This is a genomic window from Thermoleophilum album, from assembly GCF_028867705.1.
Taxonomy (GTDB): domain Bacteria; phylum Actinomycetota; class Thermoleophilia; order Solirubrobacterales; family Thermoleophilaceae; genus Thermoleophilum.
In genome coordinates this window covers 2,076,449-2,091,265 of record NZ_CP066171.1, presented here as the reverse complement: position 1 = coordinate 2,091,265, position 14,817 = coordinate 2,076,449, and the positions used below count along the sequence as shown (strand labels likewise).

The following is a 14,817-nucleotide window of genomic DNA, read 5'->3' as shown; positions in this document are numbered from 1 at the left end:
GCGGCTTGGCAAGCCCGCGCTCCGGCGCCGGCCGTCTTCCCGAGGGCGAGGTGCGGTCGATGTTCGACCGCATCGCGCGCGTCTACGACCTCATGAATCGTGTGATGACCGCTGGCTTGGACGCCCGTTGGCGCGAGCGGGCCGCCGATCTCGCCGCGGTCCGGCCAGGATCGGCTGTCTTGGACGTGGCCACGGGAACCGGCGATCTCGCGCTGGCGCTGGCGCGGCGTGTCGGGCCGACCGGACGGGTCGTCGGTCTTGACTTCTCGCCGGAGATGCTCGCGGTCGCGCGCGGTAAAAGCGACGCGATCGACTGGCGCGAAGGAAATGCGCTCGACCTGCCGTTCCCGGATAGCGAGTTCGACGCGGTCACCGTCGCTTTCGGCGTTCGCAACTTCGCCGACCTCGACCGGGGCCTCGCCGAGCTCGTACGGGTAGTGCGCCCCGGCGGACGCGTCGTGATCCTCGAGATCTCGCGGCCGCGCAAGGGGCTCGGCCACGTGGTGCACAGCCTCTGGTTCGAACGTCTCGTGCCGCTTCTCGGTCGTGTAGCGGGCGATCGCGACGCTTACTCCTACCTTCCTTCCTCGGTCCGACGCTTTCCGCCACCGCCCGAACTGGCCGCACGTCTTGCCGCGACTGGACTCGCGCAGGTGCGCTGGATCGAGACCGCGCGGGGCATGATCGCGATCCACTACGGAGTGCGTCCTTGACCTCCCAGGCGACCGTCGGTGCCGTTCTCGACCAGGCTGGCCCACAGGTGCGCGAACTGCTCGCCTCTGTCGAGCAGCGGCTCGCCGACCTGGCGACCGCGGAGCAGCCGCCCCTCGGGCCGGCCTTCCGCTTGACCGTTGCCGCGGGCGGCAAACGCTTGCGCCCGCTCTTGCTGCTTGTCGCCGCCGACGTGGCCCGCTCGGCACCTCGCCAAACTGACCCTGGGGCCGGCGCTCCGTCCACTCGTCCTGCGGTTCTTCCGGCCACGCGACACGGCTCGGCACAGGCCGGCCGACTCGATCCGCTCGTTGCAGCAGGGGTCGCGGTCGAGCTTCTTCACACCGCGACGCTCGTCCATGACGACGTCCTCGACCGCGCGCCCCTCAGGCGAGGGCGAGAGAGCGTGTTCGCTGCCTATGGACGCGAATTCGCGGTACTCCTCGGCGACCTGATCTTCGCACGCGCTTTTCGCGAGCTCGTTTCGACAGGCAACGCGCAATCCGTCCGCTATCTGAGTCGTGCTGCCAGCGATCTTGTCACTGGAGAGCTCCTGCAACGCGCCGACCTCGGCAACCTGCGCGTCGGGCGCGAGCGCTATCTCGAGCGTTGCCGGCTGAAGACCGCGAGCCTCTTCGAGGCGGCCTGCGCGATCGGCGCCACTCTCGCCGGCGCTCCCGGGTGGGCGGAACCCCTCGGCCGCTTCGGCCGCGGTCTCGGGGTGGCGTTCCAGCTGCTTGACGACCTGCTCGATTTCGTGGGCGAGTCCGCAGTTACCGGCAAGCGCCGCGCGGGCGACTTGCTCGAGGGCGTCGTGACCCTCCCGCTGATCATCGCGCTCGACCGCGACGCCGCACTCGCCCGTACGGTGCGCGCCCTCGCTCCTGCTCGACACCCGGATCGCGCCCGTGACGATGGCCGCGACGAGGCCGTGCAGGAGCTGGTGGCGGAGGTGTGCGCGGCGGTGGTCGCTACCGGCGCCGTCGAGGAAACGCGCGCCGAGGCCGAGAAGCAACTGGCCGACGCCTTCGCGGCTCTCGACGAGCTTTCCCTCTCGTCACACGCGCGCGAGCTTTTGCACCTCATCGCCCGCGGCGTGGTCGAGCGCTCCGGATAGCCCGATCCTGGCCCGTAACGAGCGCGCCACCGCGCACGCCGTGGGAACGGTCGTGGCTTAGAAGTCCTCGGGCAGAATCAGATCGCGCGCTAGCGCCTCGGCGAAACGGTCCGCTTCCTCGGCCATGTTCGCGCGCACCATCCGACGGTAGTCGCGGTAGATCTGCTCCGCGCCCGCCTCAAGCTCGGAGTCGAGCTCCTCGACCGCTGCTTGGCTGAAAACTCCCTCGCGGTGCAGATGGCAATTCGGGCACCACAGCAGCACACGCCAGTGCTCGGGTCCGCTCTCCTCCCACTCGATCGGCTGGACGAGGTGGCTGCCGCAACCGATGCAGATATGGAGCGCTCGGTCTTCCGCGCCGTTGCCGCCCTTGCTGCGGAAGTAAACGACCTCGACCGCTTTGCCGCTCGGCAGGATCACGTGCTTGATCTCGTGCCGCTCGTCCCGCTTTTCCCTGCCGCGAGCCATCTCACCTCAGCTATCGGCGCTGCCGGACGCGCCTTGAGCGCAGCAGCGAAGAGCTGACCGCCCGTCCACCCGGCCCCCCGCACACTCGGCCGGGCGAACTTCACCTCGCTCGCGTCGCTCCCGTACACTCGCGCCGATGGTCCTCAGCGACGGCACGATTCGCGCCGAGATCGCGGCGGGACGGATAGTGATCGAACCGTTCGACGAGTCGATGATCCAACCGTCGAGCGTCGACGTTCGCGTCGATCGTCGCTTCCGCGTCTTCCACAATGCCCGCTACCCCTACATCGACGTGCGCTCGCCGATGGACGACCTGACCGAACTGGTCGAGGTGGACGGTGACGAGCCGTTCATCCTCCACCCCGGTGAATTCGTCCTCGCTCAAACGCTCGAGCGGGTGACGCTCCCCAACGACCTCGTCGCCCGCCTGGAAGGTAAGAGTTCGCTCGGACGCCTCGGTTTGCTCATCCACTCGACAGCGGGCTTCGTCGACTGCGGTTTCTCGGGCCACCTGACGCTCGAACTCTCGAACGTCGCGAATCTCCCGATCACCATCTACCAGGGAATGCCGATCGGCCAGCTCTCGTTCATGCGTATGGATCGCCCTGTCGAGCGGCCTTACGGTTCCGCCGAGGTTGGCTCCAAATACCAGGGCCAGGCCGAGCCCACGCCGAGCCGCTACTACCTGAACTTCGATCGCGGCCGCGCAGAGGCCGGCTAGCCTTCGACAGATGCTGTTCGACCTGCGCGGCAAGCGCCGCCGGCTGATCCAGGCGATCTACCTCTCGCTCGCGCTCTTGATGGGCGGGGGCCTCGTTCTTTTCGGGGTCGGCAGCGATCTGAGCGGCGGCCTGTTCGACGCGTTCCGCGGCGGCGCGAGTAGCGGCAACCCTGCCGAGCAGCGGATCGAGCGCAACGAAGAGCGTCTGCAGCGTGACCCGCGCAATCCTGTCGTTCTCGGGCAGCTGGTGCGCGACTACTTCCAGCTCGCGTCCGAAAAGACCCCGTCGAACGCGGCCGGCGGCTTCACTGCCGAGGCGCGCGACGATCTCAGAAAGGCTGCCGGCTACTGGCGCCGCTACCTGCGTGCGGAACGTGGTCGCGTAGATCCCGCGCTCGCGAACTTCGCGACGCAGATCTTCGACCCCACGGGCTTGAACCGCCCGGCCGAAGCCAAGCAAGCTGCGCTGCTGTTGGCGGAAGCGCGGGGCGCTGCTGCCGATTACGTGCGTGTTGCCTACTACGCAGCCCTCGCACGCGACGACCGCACGTTCGAGCTTGCGTCACGCCAAGCGCTCGCCCGTGCCAAGGGCGCCGAGCGCGAGCAGGTGCGCCAAAACCTGCGCGCTTTTCGCCAGTTGCGACGCTCGCAGTAGTGTTGCAACAGCGAAAGGGAGGTGGCATGGAGGGTGCTAGCGTCAACTTCGAGATAGCCGATCACGAGATCGACGATGTCACGCACGTGATCGAGCTGGCGGGGGAGGTCGATCTCTACACGGCCCCAGAGTTCAAGGACCGTCTCGTCGCGCTCATCGACCAGGGCAAGCGGCGGCTGGTCGTCGACCTGTCTCGAACCACGTTCATCGACTCGACGACGCTGGGTGTGCTCGTCGGAGGCGTCAAGCGCTTGCGACCGCTGGGCGGCGCACTGGCGCTTGTCTGCAGCGACGCCAACATCCTCAAGATCTTCGAGATCACCGGTCTCGATCGCGTCTTCCCGATCTACCGGACGCGTGCCGAGGCGCTCGCGGCGGTCGCCGAGACAGCCTCGTAGGCGGGCTAAGCTGCCGCGCGTCTAGAATCGCGCGCGGGCCGTTAGCTCAATTGGTAGAGCAGGGGACTCTTAATCCCAAGGTTGCAGGTTCGAGTCCTGCACGGCCCATTTCACGCTAGGTTGCCCGCTGTGTCGCAGGGAGTCGACTGGACAGGCGAGCTCGCCAGCGTCGATGGGCGCATCGTCCCGGCGGCCGATGCGACCGTGCCGGCGACCGACGACGGTCTTTTGCGCGGCGACGGAGCCTTCGAGGTCGTGCGCGTGTATCGCGGTCGTCCCTTCGCGCTCGGCGACCACCTCGATCGCCTCCGCCGCTCGCTGGAGAACCTCCGCCTCGCCTCCGCCTTCGACCGCGATCGCATCACCGCGCGCATCGACGCCCTGCTTGAGCAACGCGACGCTGGCGGGTTCGACGGGGCGCTGCGGATCGTGATCACCCGAGGTGGCCACGAGCTTCTCTTGACCGAACCGATCGAGCCGCGCCCGGCAGCCGTCCGTCTGGCGCTCGTCACGTACGCGCCGCCGCGGATCCTCGACGGCGTCAAGTCGCTGTCGTACGCGGCGAACATGCTCGCCGGGCGCCTGGCGCGCGAGCGCGGCTTCGACGAGGCGCTCTTGGTGACGCCCCACGGACGCGTGCTCGAGGCGCCCACGGCCTCCTTCTTCTGGGTCGATAGTGACGGGCGCCTGTGCACCCCGCCACTCGACGAGCACATCCTCGCGTCGATAACGCGCGATCGTCTGCTCGCTCTCCTCGACGTGGTCGAGCGACCAATCACGCGCGACGAGCTAGCGAGCGGGCGGGAAGCATTCCTCGCCTCGACCACGCGCGAAGTCCAGGCCGTTTCGGCGATCGAGGACACCGTCTTCCCAGCGCCCGGCGAGCTCACGCGGCGCGCAGCGGAGCTGTTGTCCAAGCGGATCGCGAGCGAGCTCGCGGCGTGAGCAGCGCTACGCGGCGGCCGCTGGTTGTCACGATCGTCGGCAACCGGCCCCAGTTCGTGAAAGCAGCCGCCGTGTCGCGCCGGCTGCGCGAGCACCTCGACGAGTTTCTCGTGCACACCGGCCAGCACTACGACCGCGAGCTGTCGGACGTTTTCTTCGAGGAGCTCGACCTGCCGACACCCGATCTGCGCCTCAAAGCTGGCGGTGGCAGCAACCTCGAGCAGCTCGCACGGATGTTGCCGCCGCTCGAGGCGCTGCTGCGCGAGCGCCGCCCGGCGCTCGTGCTCGTCTACGGCGACACGAACACCACCCTCGCGGGGGCGCTAGCGGCACGTGCGGCGGGGGTGCCTACTGCCCACGTCGAGGCGGGAATGCGCTCCTTCGACCGCACGATGCCCGAAGAGACCAACCGTGTTCTTACCGACCACGTGAGCGACCTGCTGCTTTGCCCCACCGAGACCGCCGTAGCGAACTTGGCTCGCGAGGGCATCGAGCATGGCGTCCACCTCGTGGGCGACGTGATGGCCGATGTGCTTCTCGCCGGCGCCGAGGTCGCGGAGCGCCGTTCGCGAGCGCTGGAGGAGCGCCAGCTCGAGCCGGGTGGATACCTCCTCGTTACCGCACACCGGGCCGGCAACGTTGACGACCACCAACGCCTACTGCGCCTCGTCGAGCTGATCGAGGCACTGCCCCTGACCACGCTGCTGCCGCTACACCCGCGTACCCGCCAGCGACTCCTCGCGAGCGACCTTTTCGAGCGTCTCGAACGAGCGCCGCACGTTCGCATCGAAAAGCCGCTCGGTTACCTTGACTTCGTGCGTTTGTTACGGAACGCCTGTGCCGTTGTGACCGACTCCGGTGGCGTGCAGAAGGAGGCGTACCTCCTCGCGACACCGTGCATCACGCTGCGCGACCGCACCGAGTGGGTCGAGACCGTGGAGAGCGGTTGGAACGTGCTTGTCGACCTCGACCGCGATCGCGCTCTCGCCGCCCTTGCCCGGACGCCGCCCCCCCACCGACCGGAGCTGTTCGGCGGCGGACGTGCCGGCGAGCGCGTATGCCAGGTTGTCTGCACTTACACTGGCGCCCAATGAGCGTCGGCATCGTCGGACTCGGCTACGTCGGTTTGCCGCTGGCTGTCGCGGTGGCCGAGGCAGGGCACGACGTCGTCGGTGTCGACATCGACCAACGTGTGGTCGAGCGTCTCGCCCGCGGCGAGAGCCACGTCGTCGACGTGCCGAGCGAGCGCCTGCACGCCTGCCGCGACCGGTTGCGCGTCACCACGCGCTACGACGCGTTGGCTGGGTGCGACACCGTCGCGATCGCCGTACCCACGCCGCTTACGCGCAACCGCGAGCCGGACCTTGGCCACCTCACTGCTGCTGCACGCTCACTGGCGGGAGTGCTCCGCCAGGGTCAGCTTGTTGTTCTGGAGTCCACCACCTATCCCGGCACGACCCGCGAATGGTTGGTGCCGCTGCTCGAAGAGTCGGGGCTCGCTTGCGGCAGCGACGTCTCGGTGGCGTACTCGCCCGAGCGTGTCGACCCGGGTCGCTCCGACTACACGATCCGCAACACGCCCAAGGTCGTCGGTGGTCTGACCGAGGCTTGTCGCGACCGCGCCGTTGCCTTTTACAGCACCTTCTGCGAGCGGGTGGTTCCGGTCTCGAGCCTCGAAGTAGCGGAGCTGACGAAGCTGCTCGAGAACATCTTCCGCTCCGTCAACATCGCCCTCGTCAACGAGCTAGCGATCCTCTGCGACCGCATGGGGATCGACATTTGGGAGGTGGTCGACGCAGCCAGCACGAAGCCTTACGGCTTCATGCGTTTCGAACCGGGACCGGGTATGGGCGGGCACTGCTTGCCGGTCGACCCCTTCTATCTCGCCTGGCGTGCGCGCGAGTTCGACCTCCAGACCGAGTTTGTCGAGCTGGCGGGAGAGGTCAACCAGCGCATGCCCTACTTCTGCGTCGAGCGAATCGCGCGAGCGCTCAACGATCACGGCAAACCGATCCGCGGATCGCGGATCCTGATCATCGGCGTGTCGTACAAGGCTGGTGTGGGGGATCTGCGCGAGTCGCCGGCGCTCAAAATCATGCGCATCCTGCGCGATCGCGGGGCCGAGCTCGCCTATCACGACGACTTGGTGCCTGAGCTCCCCGAGTTCGAACTCTGGTCGCAACCGCTCGAGCAGGGTCTCGCAGGCATCGATGCAGCCGCGATCGTGACGGCCCACCCCGGGCTCGATGTCGAGCGCGTTCTACGCGAGGCGCCGCTCGTCGTCGACTTCCGTGGCGTCACCCGCGGCGTGAAAGCCGCCAACCTCGTTCGCCTGTGACGGCGACCCACACGACAGAGCGCCCGGTCGCGGTCGGCGTTGTCGGGCTCGGTCACTGGGGGCCCGGTCTTGCGCGCAACTTCGCCGCGCTTCCCGGGTGCGTGCTGCGTTGGCTGTGCGACGCCGACGCGAGTCGACTCGAGCGCTGGCACCGCCACTTTCCGAGCGCGCGCGCCACCACCGGCATCGAGGAACTGCTGGCCGACGACTCCCTCGACGCCATCGCCATCGCCACGCCGGTGCCGACACACGCCCCGCTCGCGCTGCGCGCTCTGGCTGCCGGCAAACACTGTTTCGTTGAAAAACCGCTCGCTCACGATCTTGCTTCCTGCGAGCAGGTGGTCGCGGCGGCGGCGGCGGCGAAGCGCATCGTGATGGTCGGCCATCTGCTCGAGTACCACCCGGGTGTCATCAAGCTTGCGGAACTCGTGCGCGAGGGGCAACTGGGGGCACTTCGCTACCTCTACAGCCAGCGCACCAACCTCGGGAAACTGCGCTCCGACGAAAACGTGCTCTGGTCGCTCGGTCCGCACGACGTGTCGGTGGCGCTAGCGATCGTCGGCGAGGAGCCCTGCGAGTGCTACGCGGTCGGCGAGAGCTTCGTCCGCGACGAAATCGAAGACGTCGTGTTCTGTTACCTGCGCTTCCCGTCGGGCGTAGCGGCGCACCTGCATCTTTCCTGGCTCGATCCCCACAAGCAAAGGCGATTGACGGTCGTCGGTGCCCAGCGCATGGCCACGTTCGACGACATGGAGCTGGAGCGCAAGGTCACCGTTTACGACAAAGGTTTCGACCAAGAGTTCGAAAGCTACGGCGAGTACATCGCTCGCAGCGGCGACATCTGGAGTCCGCGCGTATCGAACGAGGAACCGCTACGAATCGAGTGCCGCCATTTCGTCGAGTGCATCGCCACAGGTAGGCGTCCGCGCTCCGATGAGCACTCCGGTCTGCGCGTCGTACGCGTGCTCGAGGCGCTGCAGCGTTCGCTCGACTCTCGCGCTAACGCAGCGGCTGCGGGCGGGTTGCCGCTTGCCGAGGCGCGGCCGACGTTCGACGTCCAAGGATGAGCCCTCCCGAGCCGTTCGCAGACCGAGTCGGCGCGGGCGGTGACCCGGCCGAGCCGCCGCGGTTCGTCGACCCCCGTGCCCGCCTCGGTGCGAGTTGCGAGATCGGGCCGTTCGCGGTCGTTCACGCTGGTGTCGAACTCGGCGATCGTGTCGTCGTCCAAGACGGCGCGACGATCGGCAAACCGGTCGCCCTCGGGCAGCGGTCACGGAACCGCGGCGAGGTTCCTAGCCGCACCCGCGTGGGCGCAGGCACAGTGGTGGGCGCCGGCGCCGTAGTGGTGCAGAGCGCGACGATCGGCGCCGGCTGTGTAATCGGCGACCAGGCGCACGTCCGCGAGCGCGCACGGATCGGCGACGGAACAGTTGTGGGCCGGGGCAGCGCAGTCGACTGCGACGTCGTCATCGGAGCACGCGTGCGCGTGCAGAGCAACTGCTACCTCGCTGCGACCGCAGTCATCGAGGACGACGTTTTCATCGGTCCCGGGGTGACGTTCACGAACGACCGCACTGCCGGGCGCCGCCCGCCAGGCGAGCCGTTACGCGGTCCGCTCGTTCGCCGCGGCGCGCGCATCGGAGCGGGCGCAGTCTTGCTACCAGGCGTGACAGTGGGCGAGGACGCGTTCGTGGCCGCCGGAGCCGTGGTGACCCGCGATGTTCCGCCCGGCGAGCTGGTCGTCGGCGCTCCCGCCCGCGTTCGCGCGCGGTGACTAGACCACGGCGGCGACGCGCTCGGCCGCGCCGGTCCAGATCATCTGCTCGCGCCCCGGTCCGACACCGACCATCACCACAGGCACACCGACGTGCTGCTCGACGAACGAGACGTAGGTGCGTGCCGCTCGCGGTAGGTCGTCGAGCGAGCGCGCACCGCTGATGTCTTCGTGCCAGCCTTCGAGCTCCACGAGCTCGCCCCGCGCCTTGTGCACCACCGACTGGTGGTAGGGGAAAGTGTCGAAACGTGCCCCGTCGGGACCGCGGTAAGCGGTGGCGACATAGAGCGGATCGATCCCGGTCAGCACATCGAGCTTCGTCAGCACAAGCCCGCTCAGGCCGTTGATGCGAGCGGCGAAGCGCAGCGCGACAAGGTCCAACCAGCCCGTTCTCCGCGGTCGGCCGGTGGTGGTGCCGAACTCGCCACCGCTGTCGCGCAAGCGTTCGCCGAGGTCGTCGTCGAGCTCGGTTGGAAAGGGACCGGCGCCGACGCGCGTGCAGTACGCCTTGGCGACCCCCCACACCTCGTCGATCGCGCGCGGCCCGACGCCGGCGCCCACGCAGGCGGCTCCAGCGACCGGGTTCGACGAAGTGACGAACGGGTACGTGCCGTGGTCGATGTCGAGCATCGTGCCCTGCGCACCCTCGAAAATCACGCGCTTGCCCTCGTCGAGCGCCCGCCAGATCAGCGGCGGGGTGTCGGCGATGTAAGGCTCAAGCCGATGGCCGAAGGCGCGGTACTCCTCGACCATCGTGTGTAGGTCGAGCTCCGGGTTTTTCGCGTAGGGGCGCAGCATCAGGCGCTTGGGCTCCATGGCGGCGACGATCTTCTGTTTGAGGATCTTTTCGTCGAGCAGGTCCTGGACGCGGATGCCGAGTCGCGCCGCCTTGTCCGCGTAGCAAGGCCCGATGCCACGCCGCGTCGTGCCGATCTGGTACTTGCCGAGCCGCGCTTCTCCAGCCTGGTCGAGCAGCCGGTGGTAGGGCATGATCAGGTGGGCGTTGGCCGACACCCGCAGACCGGTGATGTCGATCCCGCGTCGGCGCAACCCGTCGATCTCCTCGATCAGCACGCGCGGGTCGATCACCACACCGTTCCCGATCAGGCACAAAGTTCCCGGATAGAGGATTCCCGACGGGATCAGGTGGAACTTGAATACCTCGCCGTCGCGCACGATCGTGTGGCCGGCGTTGTTGCCGCCCTGGAAGCGCACGACCATGTCCGCGCGTTCGGCGAGAAGGTCGGTGACCTTGCCCTTGCCTTCGTCTCCCCACTGGGCGCCGACGATCACCAAGCTCGGCATTGCGCCGCCAGTGTACGGGCTCGCAGCCGACGAAGCTCAGGAGTCAGCGCGGGCGAGGAGGCGGATGCGCATATCCGGTCCCTGCATCGGCAAGGGGTCGCCGCAGATCTCGACCAGGCGCGAGACCGTGCGCCTGCCCACCTGTGCGCGCAAGCGTGTGAGCATGTCGTCGGCGAGGTCGAGCGCCTCGAGGCGCTCGCATATCCGCTCGAGCCGCTCGGCCGCCTCCAGCAGAGCGTCGCCGGCCAGCGCGTCGCGCGCGTTTTCGCGCACCGCCGCGACCGCTGCGCGTAGGTCTTCGAGCGGGCCGTCGGGCGGCCTGTCGGGCTGATTGGTTGTGACCACGATCGCCCGCCGGTTCTGCCAACGTTCGTTGACGAGCGAGTAGAGCTGTTCCAGCACCCACTCGGTTTGCCGCTCGGCGCCGAGATCGTCGAGCACCAAGAGATCGACCTCGCAGAGACGCCGGAAGAGCTCGAGGTACGTTGTGCCTGCGCCGTCGAACGTCTGGCGGATCCGCGCCAAAAGTTGGGGCACGGAGTAGACCGCCACCGAACGACCGGCGCGCTCGGCTTTCATCGCGACAAGCATCGCCAGCGACGTCTTGCCGGTGCCGACGTCGCCGTGGAACCAAAGTCCGCGACCCTCGTCGAGGTTTTCGTCGATCCGCTCGCAGTATTCGCGTACGTACTCGACGATCGTCGGGTCGAGATCGGCGATCGGGCGGCGATGGAAATCGAGCCCGCGAAAGCGGCGCGGAACGGTCGTTCCGAGCGCGCGCGCGGCGCTGCGCGCGATCAGCCGCTCACGGCACGCGCAGGGGCGCGCGTCGTGGCTGTCGTCGGCGAGGATCCAGCCGCTGCCGTCGCAGCGCCCGAACGGACAGCGTTCCGGCTCGTTGTCCCGTGTGCGCGGCTGTCGAAACCAGTCGACGGTCATCGGCATTCCATCGCCTGCAGCGCTCTGATCGGTCGACGATCGGGAGTCGTGGCGGCCTGCAGCGTCGGCCGCTTCGGGTGGATTCGCATCAGACCTCCACCTCGACTGGGCTCGAGGCCGGCTCCCGATAGAGGTTCGCGAAGCGCGGGTACTTCGGGAGGAACGTGAGCGTGACCTCGCCGATCGGGCCGTTGCGGTGCTTGGCGATGATCACGTCGGCCTCGCCGGGACGCTCGGATTCGGCGTTGTAGTACTCGTCGCGGTAGATGAACATCACGAGGTCGGCGTCCTGCTCGACCTGTCCCGACTCGCGCAGATCCGACAGCATCGGGATCGGCGGGTTGCGCGACTCCACCGCGCGTGACAGCTGCGAGACGGCGATCACCGGCACCTCCAGCTCGCGCGCGAGGATCTTCAACCCGCGGCTTATGCGTCCGACCTGTTCGACGCGGCTGTCGGCGGTGGTGTCGGGTCGAACGAGCTGCAGGTAGTCGACGATCACCAGGCCGAGTCCGTGGCGAGCCTTGAGACGACGTGCTTTGGCGCGGATCTCGAGCACGCTTATGTCGCTCGAGTCGTCGATGAACAGCGGAGCGCGCGCGAGCTGCTCGACCGCGCGCAACACCTTCGGCCAGCGGTCGCTCTTCACCCGTCCTTTACGCAGCTCGTCGCTCGACAAGCGCGCGCGCGACGCGATGAAGCGGTGGGCGAGCTCGGTCTCGGACATCTCGAGCGAGAACAACGCCACCGGCACGCCAGCGTCGACGGCGGCGTTCTCAGCGATGTTGGTAGCAAGAGCTGACTTGCCCATCGACGGCCGCGCGGCGAGAACGATCAGGTTGCCGGGCTGGAAACCGCCGGTGAGGTCGTCGATATCCGAGAACCCCGACGGGACGCCGGTGAGGTGGAGCCCCTTGCGCGAGAGCTCCTCGAGCTTGTCGACCTCCTCGTGGAGGACGTCCTCGAGCGAGCGCATCTCGCCGCGGCCCTCGTCGTGCCCGATGCGGAACAGGGCGTTCTCTGCCCAAGCGATCAGTTCCCGCGGGTCGCCCGGCTCGGCGAGCACGCGCCGCTCGATCTCTTGCGCGGCATCGAGCAGGCGACGCAACTGGGCGTGCTCCTTGACGATGCGCGCGTAGTCGAGGAAGGCACCCAGTGACGGCACTACGGTGGGTAGCGACTGCACGTACTCCTCGCCGCCGGCGCGCTCGAGCTCCCCATTGCGGCGCAGGTCGTCGCAGACTGTGACCGTGTTGACGGCCTCGGGCTCCGCCCGCTCCTTGAGGCGGATCATGGCCCGGAAGATGAGCTGGTGGCGGGGGCGGTAGAAGTCGTCGGCACGAAGCCCGACATCGAGCAGCACCGCGTCGAGGGCTTGATCGCTGAGGAGAATCGTCCCCAGCAGCGACGCCTCGGCCTCGACGTTGTGGGGCGGCGCTACGCTCGTCGGCTCGGGGCTAGCGCCGGTGGCGCCCATCGCTTGGGGCGATCTAGCTTTCGGGGGTGACGATCGTCTTGACCTGGGCCGTGACGCCCTCGGCGACCTCGACCGTGACCATGTGCGTCCCGGTCGTGCGGATCGGCTCCTCGAGACGAACCTTGCGCCGGTCGATCTTCACGCCGCGCGCCTCGCGGATGGCGTCGACGATCTCCTTCGCCGTGACCGAGCCGAACAGACGCCCGTCGTCGCCAGCGGCGTGAGGGATCGTGAGCACGGTGCGACGCAACAGCGCCGCCGTTTCCTCGGCGCGCTGCTGCGCCTCGCGCCGTGCGCGCTCCGCTGCTTCCCGACGTCGCTCAGCTTCGGCGATCAGCGCTGGGGTTGCCACCTGAGCAAGCCGCCGCGGCACGAGGTAGTTACGCAAGTAGCCGGGCGCGACGTCGACGACCTCGCCACGGCCTCCGAGACCTTCGACGTCCTGGGTGAGGATCGCCTTGGCCATCGGCTACTACTTCTCGATCACGTACGGCAGCAGCGCGAGTTCGCGCGCTCGCTTGATCGCACGCGCCAACTGCGACTGGTGGCGGCGGCAGCAGCCGGTGACTCGCGACGAGCGGATCTTCCCTTTGTCGCTCAGAAAGCGACGCAAACCCTCGGCATCGCGGTAGTCGACCGTGTCGATCTTGTCGCGGCAGAACGGGCACGGCTTGCGCTTGGTAGGACCGGCACCGCTGCGCTTGTCACGGCGACGCTTCTGTCTTTGCTTCTTGGCCACGCTGGCTGGTCAGGTTGCGTTCGGAACTCGCTGTCTGAAGGGTTGTCAGGTGCTCAGAAGGGGATGTCGTCGGTGGCGTTGCCCACCCCGACCGGCGCGTCCTCGAAATCGGACGTGTCAGCGGGAATGCCGTCCTGCGGCTCGAAGCGCGAGACGCTGTCGGCGCCGTCGCGCGAGCCCAGGAACTGAACCGAGTCAGCGATGATATCGATTGCCTGGCGCTTGTTGCCGTTCTGGTCGACCCACTCTCGCCACTCGAGGCGCCCGTCGATTGCCACCGCCCGTCCCTTTTGCAGGTACTGGGCGCAGTTCTCGCCTTGTGCGCCCCACACCGTGACGTCAAAGTAGTTCGGCTTGTCGACCCAATTACCCGTGCCGGGATCGCGGCGGCGCGTGTTGCAAGCGATCCTTAGCTTGCAGACCGAAGTGCCGTTGGGTGTGGAGCGAAGTTCGGGGTCGCGGGTGAGATTGCCGGTGATAACGACCCGGTTGATGTTGGTGGCTGCCATCGCTGCGATGCCTCCTGGCTGCGGACTTGCGCGTTCGGGAAACTGAATGTTCGACGCCGCCCCCCGAGGTTAACCGTGCCGACGGCTGCCACCAGAAGGAAGACGCGGACTAATACCGCATTCTGCGCCATTTCCGTGGCTGTCGCCGGCGGCTCTCGAGCCGAGTGGTGCCATCTTTGACGCCGCCGGTGCCGCTACCGCGACAACGCAGCGCCACCTTGCTAAGCGCTCGAGCCCGGGGATTTCACCCCTCAGCGGTCGAAGTCCACACTCCTCGCAACGTTCGACACCGATCGGCGGGGATCGGTCCGTCAGCTGGAACGTGCGCCGGCGCGCCGACCGCTCCGGCGCTGCTCGTCGCGTGTGTCCTCGCCCCGATCGGGTGTCGGCGCCTCGTGCGGCAGCTTGCCGAGCTTCACGAGCCGGTGGCGGAGTAGACCCTCGATTATCCGAAGCTCGCGCGGCAGTGCGCGAACCACTGCGGCGTCGGCGTCGAACTGCAAGAGGTAGTAGTGGGCCTGGGGACGGTGGCGAATCTCGTAGGCGAGCTTGCGCACACCCCAGTCGTGCTCGCCGGTGACCTCGCCGTGAGCCTCGACGAGCGAGCGCACGCGATCTACGATCGCGTAACGATCGTCCTCGTCAAGCTCGACGTCGATCAGCAGCAAAAGTTCGTACTCGTTGGCCATCGGCGCGCCCGCACCTTAGCAGGGGAATCGCG

Annotated in this window: 18 protein-coding genes and 1 tRNA gene; 11 read left to right on the top strand and 8 right to left on the bottom strand. The window is 67.9% G+C overall.

Annotated features, from left to right (window positions below; genetic code table 11):
- Positions 1–5 precede the first annotated feature (5 nt).
- Together ubiE and JDY09_RS09785 are read left to right on the top strand one after the other, a co-directional pair.
- Positions 6–713 carry a bifunctional demethylmenaquinone methyltransferase/2-methoxy-6-polyprenyl-1,4-benzoquinol methylase UbiE gene (ubiE, locus tag JDY09_RS09790; protein WP_274716744.1) on the top strand — a complete coding sequence of 236 codons (708 nt, stop codon included), beginning with the start codon at positions 6–8 and terminating at the stop codon, positions 711–713.
- Entirely contained in the window at positions 710–1,828 is a 1,119-nt protein-coding gene (locus JDY09_RS09785; protein WP_274716743.1) for a polyprenyl synthetase family protein, read from the top strand. Before ubiE ends, JDY09_RS09785 begins: the two co-directional genes overlap by 4 nt.
- A 57-nt stretch (positions 1,829–1,885) precedes the next feature.
- Here JDY09_RS09785 and JDY09_RS09780 read toward each other — a convergent pair whose 3' ends face one another.
- A complete protein-coding gene (locus tag JDY09_RS09780; protein WP_274716742.1) occupies positions 1,886–2,296 on the bottom strand; it encodes a hypothetical protein in 411 nt (136 codons plus the stop codon).
- Between the two features lie 136 nt (positions 2,297–2,432).
- Between JDY09_RS09780 and dcd the strand changes: the two genes are divergently transcribed.
- The 9 genes from dcd to JDY09_RS09735 all read left to right on the top strand — a co-directional run bounded on the left by dcd (position 2,433) and on the right by JDY09_RS09735 (position 9,127).
- Positions 2,433–3,017: a dCTP deaminase gene (dcd, locus tag JDY09_RS09775; protein WP_274716741.1), complete on the top strand. Its 585-nt coding sequence runs from the start codon at positions 2,433–2,435 to the stop codon at positions 3,015–3,017.
- Positions 3,018–3,027: 10 nt separating this feature from the next.
- On the top strand, positions 3,028–3,672 hold the full coding sequence (locus JDY09_RS09770) for a hypothetical protein (protein ID WP_274716740.1): 645 nt from the start codon (positions 3,028–3,030) through the stop codon (positions 3,670–3,672).
- 26 nt (positions 3,673–3,698) lie between these two features.
- A complete protein-coding gene (locus JDY09_RS09765; protein WP_274716739.1) occupies positions 3,699–4,070 on the top strand; it encodes an STAS domain-containing protein in 372 nt (123 codons plus the stop codon).
- Between the two features lie 35 nt (positions 4,071–4,105).
- Positions 4,106–4,178: transfer RNA gene (locus JDY09_RS09760), tRNA-Lys, on the top strand.
- 21 nt (positions 4,179–4,199) lie between these two features.
- Complete coding sequence (locus JDY09_RS09755) at positions 4,200–5,015, top strand: aminotransferase class IV (protein ID WP_274716738.1); 816 nt, start codon at positions 4,200–4,202, stop codon at positions 5,013–5,015.
- Complete coding sequence (gene wecB / locus JDY09_RS09750) at positions 5,012–6,109, top strand: non-hydrolyzing UDP-N-acetylglucosamine 2-epimerase (RefSeq protein WP_274716737.1); 1,098 nt, start codon at positions 5,012–5,014, stop codon at positions 6,107–6,109. Before JDY09_RS09755 ends, wecB begins: the two co-directional genes overlap by 4 nt.
- Positions 6,106–7,353 carry a nucleotide sugar dehydrogenase gene (locus JDY09_RS09745; protein WP_274716736.1) on the top strand — a complete coding sequence of 416 codons (1,248 nt, stop codon included), beginning with the start codon at positions 6,106–6,108 and terminating at the stop codon, positions 7,351–7,353. The genes wecB and JDY09_RS09745 overlap by 4 nt, the downstream gene beginning before the upstream one ends.
- Positions 7,350–8,420 carry a Gfo/Idh/MocA family protein gene (locus JDY09_RS09740; RefSeq protein WP_274716735.1) on the top strand — a complete coding sequence of 357 codons (1,071 nt, stop codon included), beginning with the start codon at positions 7,350–7,352 and terminating at the stop codon, positions 8,418–8,420. The genes JDY09_RS09745 and JDY09_RS09740 overlap by 4 nt, the downstream gene beginning before the upstream one ends.
- Positions 8,417–9,127: an acyltransferase gene (locus tag JDY09_RS09735; protein ID WP_274716734.1), complete on the top strand. Its 711-nt coding sequence runs from the start codon at positions 8,417–8,419 to the stop codon at positions 9,125–9,127. Before JDY09_RS09740 ends, JDY09_RS09735 begins: the two co-directional genes overlap by 4 nt.
- Here the strand turns inward: JDY09_RS09735 and JDY09_RS09730 are convergent, their stop codons facing one another.
- The 7 genes from JDY09_RS09730 to rpsF form a co-directional block, all read right to left on the bottom strand.
- Positions 9,128–10,432: an adenylosuccinate synthase gene (locus JDY09_RS09730; RefSeq protein WP_274716733.1), complete on the bottom strand. Its 1,305-nt coding sequence runs from the start codon at positions 10,430–10,432 to the stop codon at positions 9,128–9,130. It abuts the gene before it with no gap.
- Between the two features lie 36 nt (positions 10,433–10,468).
- Positions 10,469–11,377: an ATP-binding protein gene (locus JDY09_RS09725; RefSeq protein ID WP_274716732.1), complete on the bottom strand. Its 909-nt coding sequence runs from the start codon at positions 11,375–11,377 to the stop codon at positions 10,469–10,471.
- Positions 11,378–11,459: 82 nt separating this feature from the next.
- Positions 11,460–12,848 (bottom strand): replicative DNA helicase, encoded by a 1,389-nt coding sequence (gene dnaB, locus JDY09_RS09720; RefSeq protein WP_274716731.1) that lies wholly within the window; start codon positions 12,846–12,848, stop codon positions 11,460–11,462.
- 13 nt (positions 12,849–12,861) lie between these two features.
- Positions 12,862–13,314 carry a 50S ribosomal protein L9 gene (gene rplI, locus JDY09_RS09715; protein ID WP_274716730.1) on the bottom strand — a complete coding sequence of 151 codons (453 nt, stop codon included), beginning with the start codon at positions 13,312–13,314 and terminating at the stop codon, positions 12,862–12,864.
- 6 nt (positions 13,315–13,320) lie between these two features.
- Positions 13,321–13,587, bottom strand: a complete 267-nt coding sequence (rpsR, locus tag JDY09_RS09710) for a 30S ribosomal protein S18 (RefSeq protein WP_274716729.1) — start codon at positions 13,585–13,587, stop codon at positions 13,321–13,323.
- A 53-nt stretch (positions 13,588–13,640) separates the two neighbouring features.
- Positions 13,641–14,096, bottom strand: a complete 456-nt coding sequence (locus JDY09_RS09705; protein WP_274716728.1) for a single-stranded DNA-binding protein — start codon at positions 14,094–14,096, stop codon at positions 13,641–13,643.
- A 311-nt stretch (positions 14,097–14,407) separates the two neighbouring features.
- Entirely contained in the window at positions 14,408–14,785 is a 378-nt protein-coding gene (gene rpsF, locus JDY09_RS09700; protein ID WP_274716727.1) for a 30S ribosomal protein S6, read from the bottom strand.
- Between the last annotated feature and the right edge of the window lie 32 nt (positions 14,786–14,817).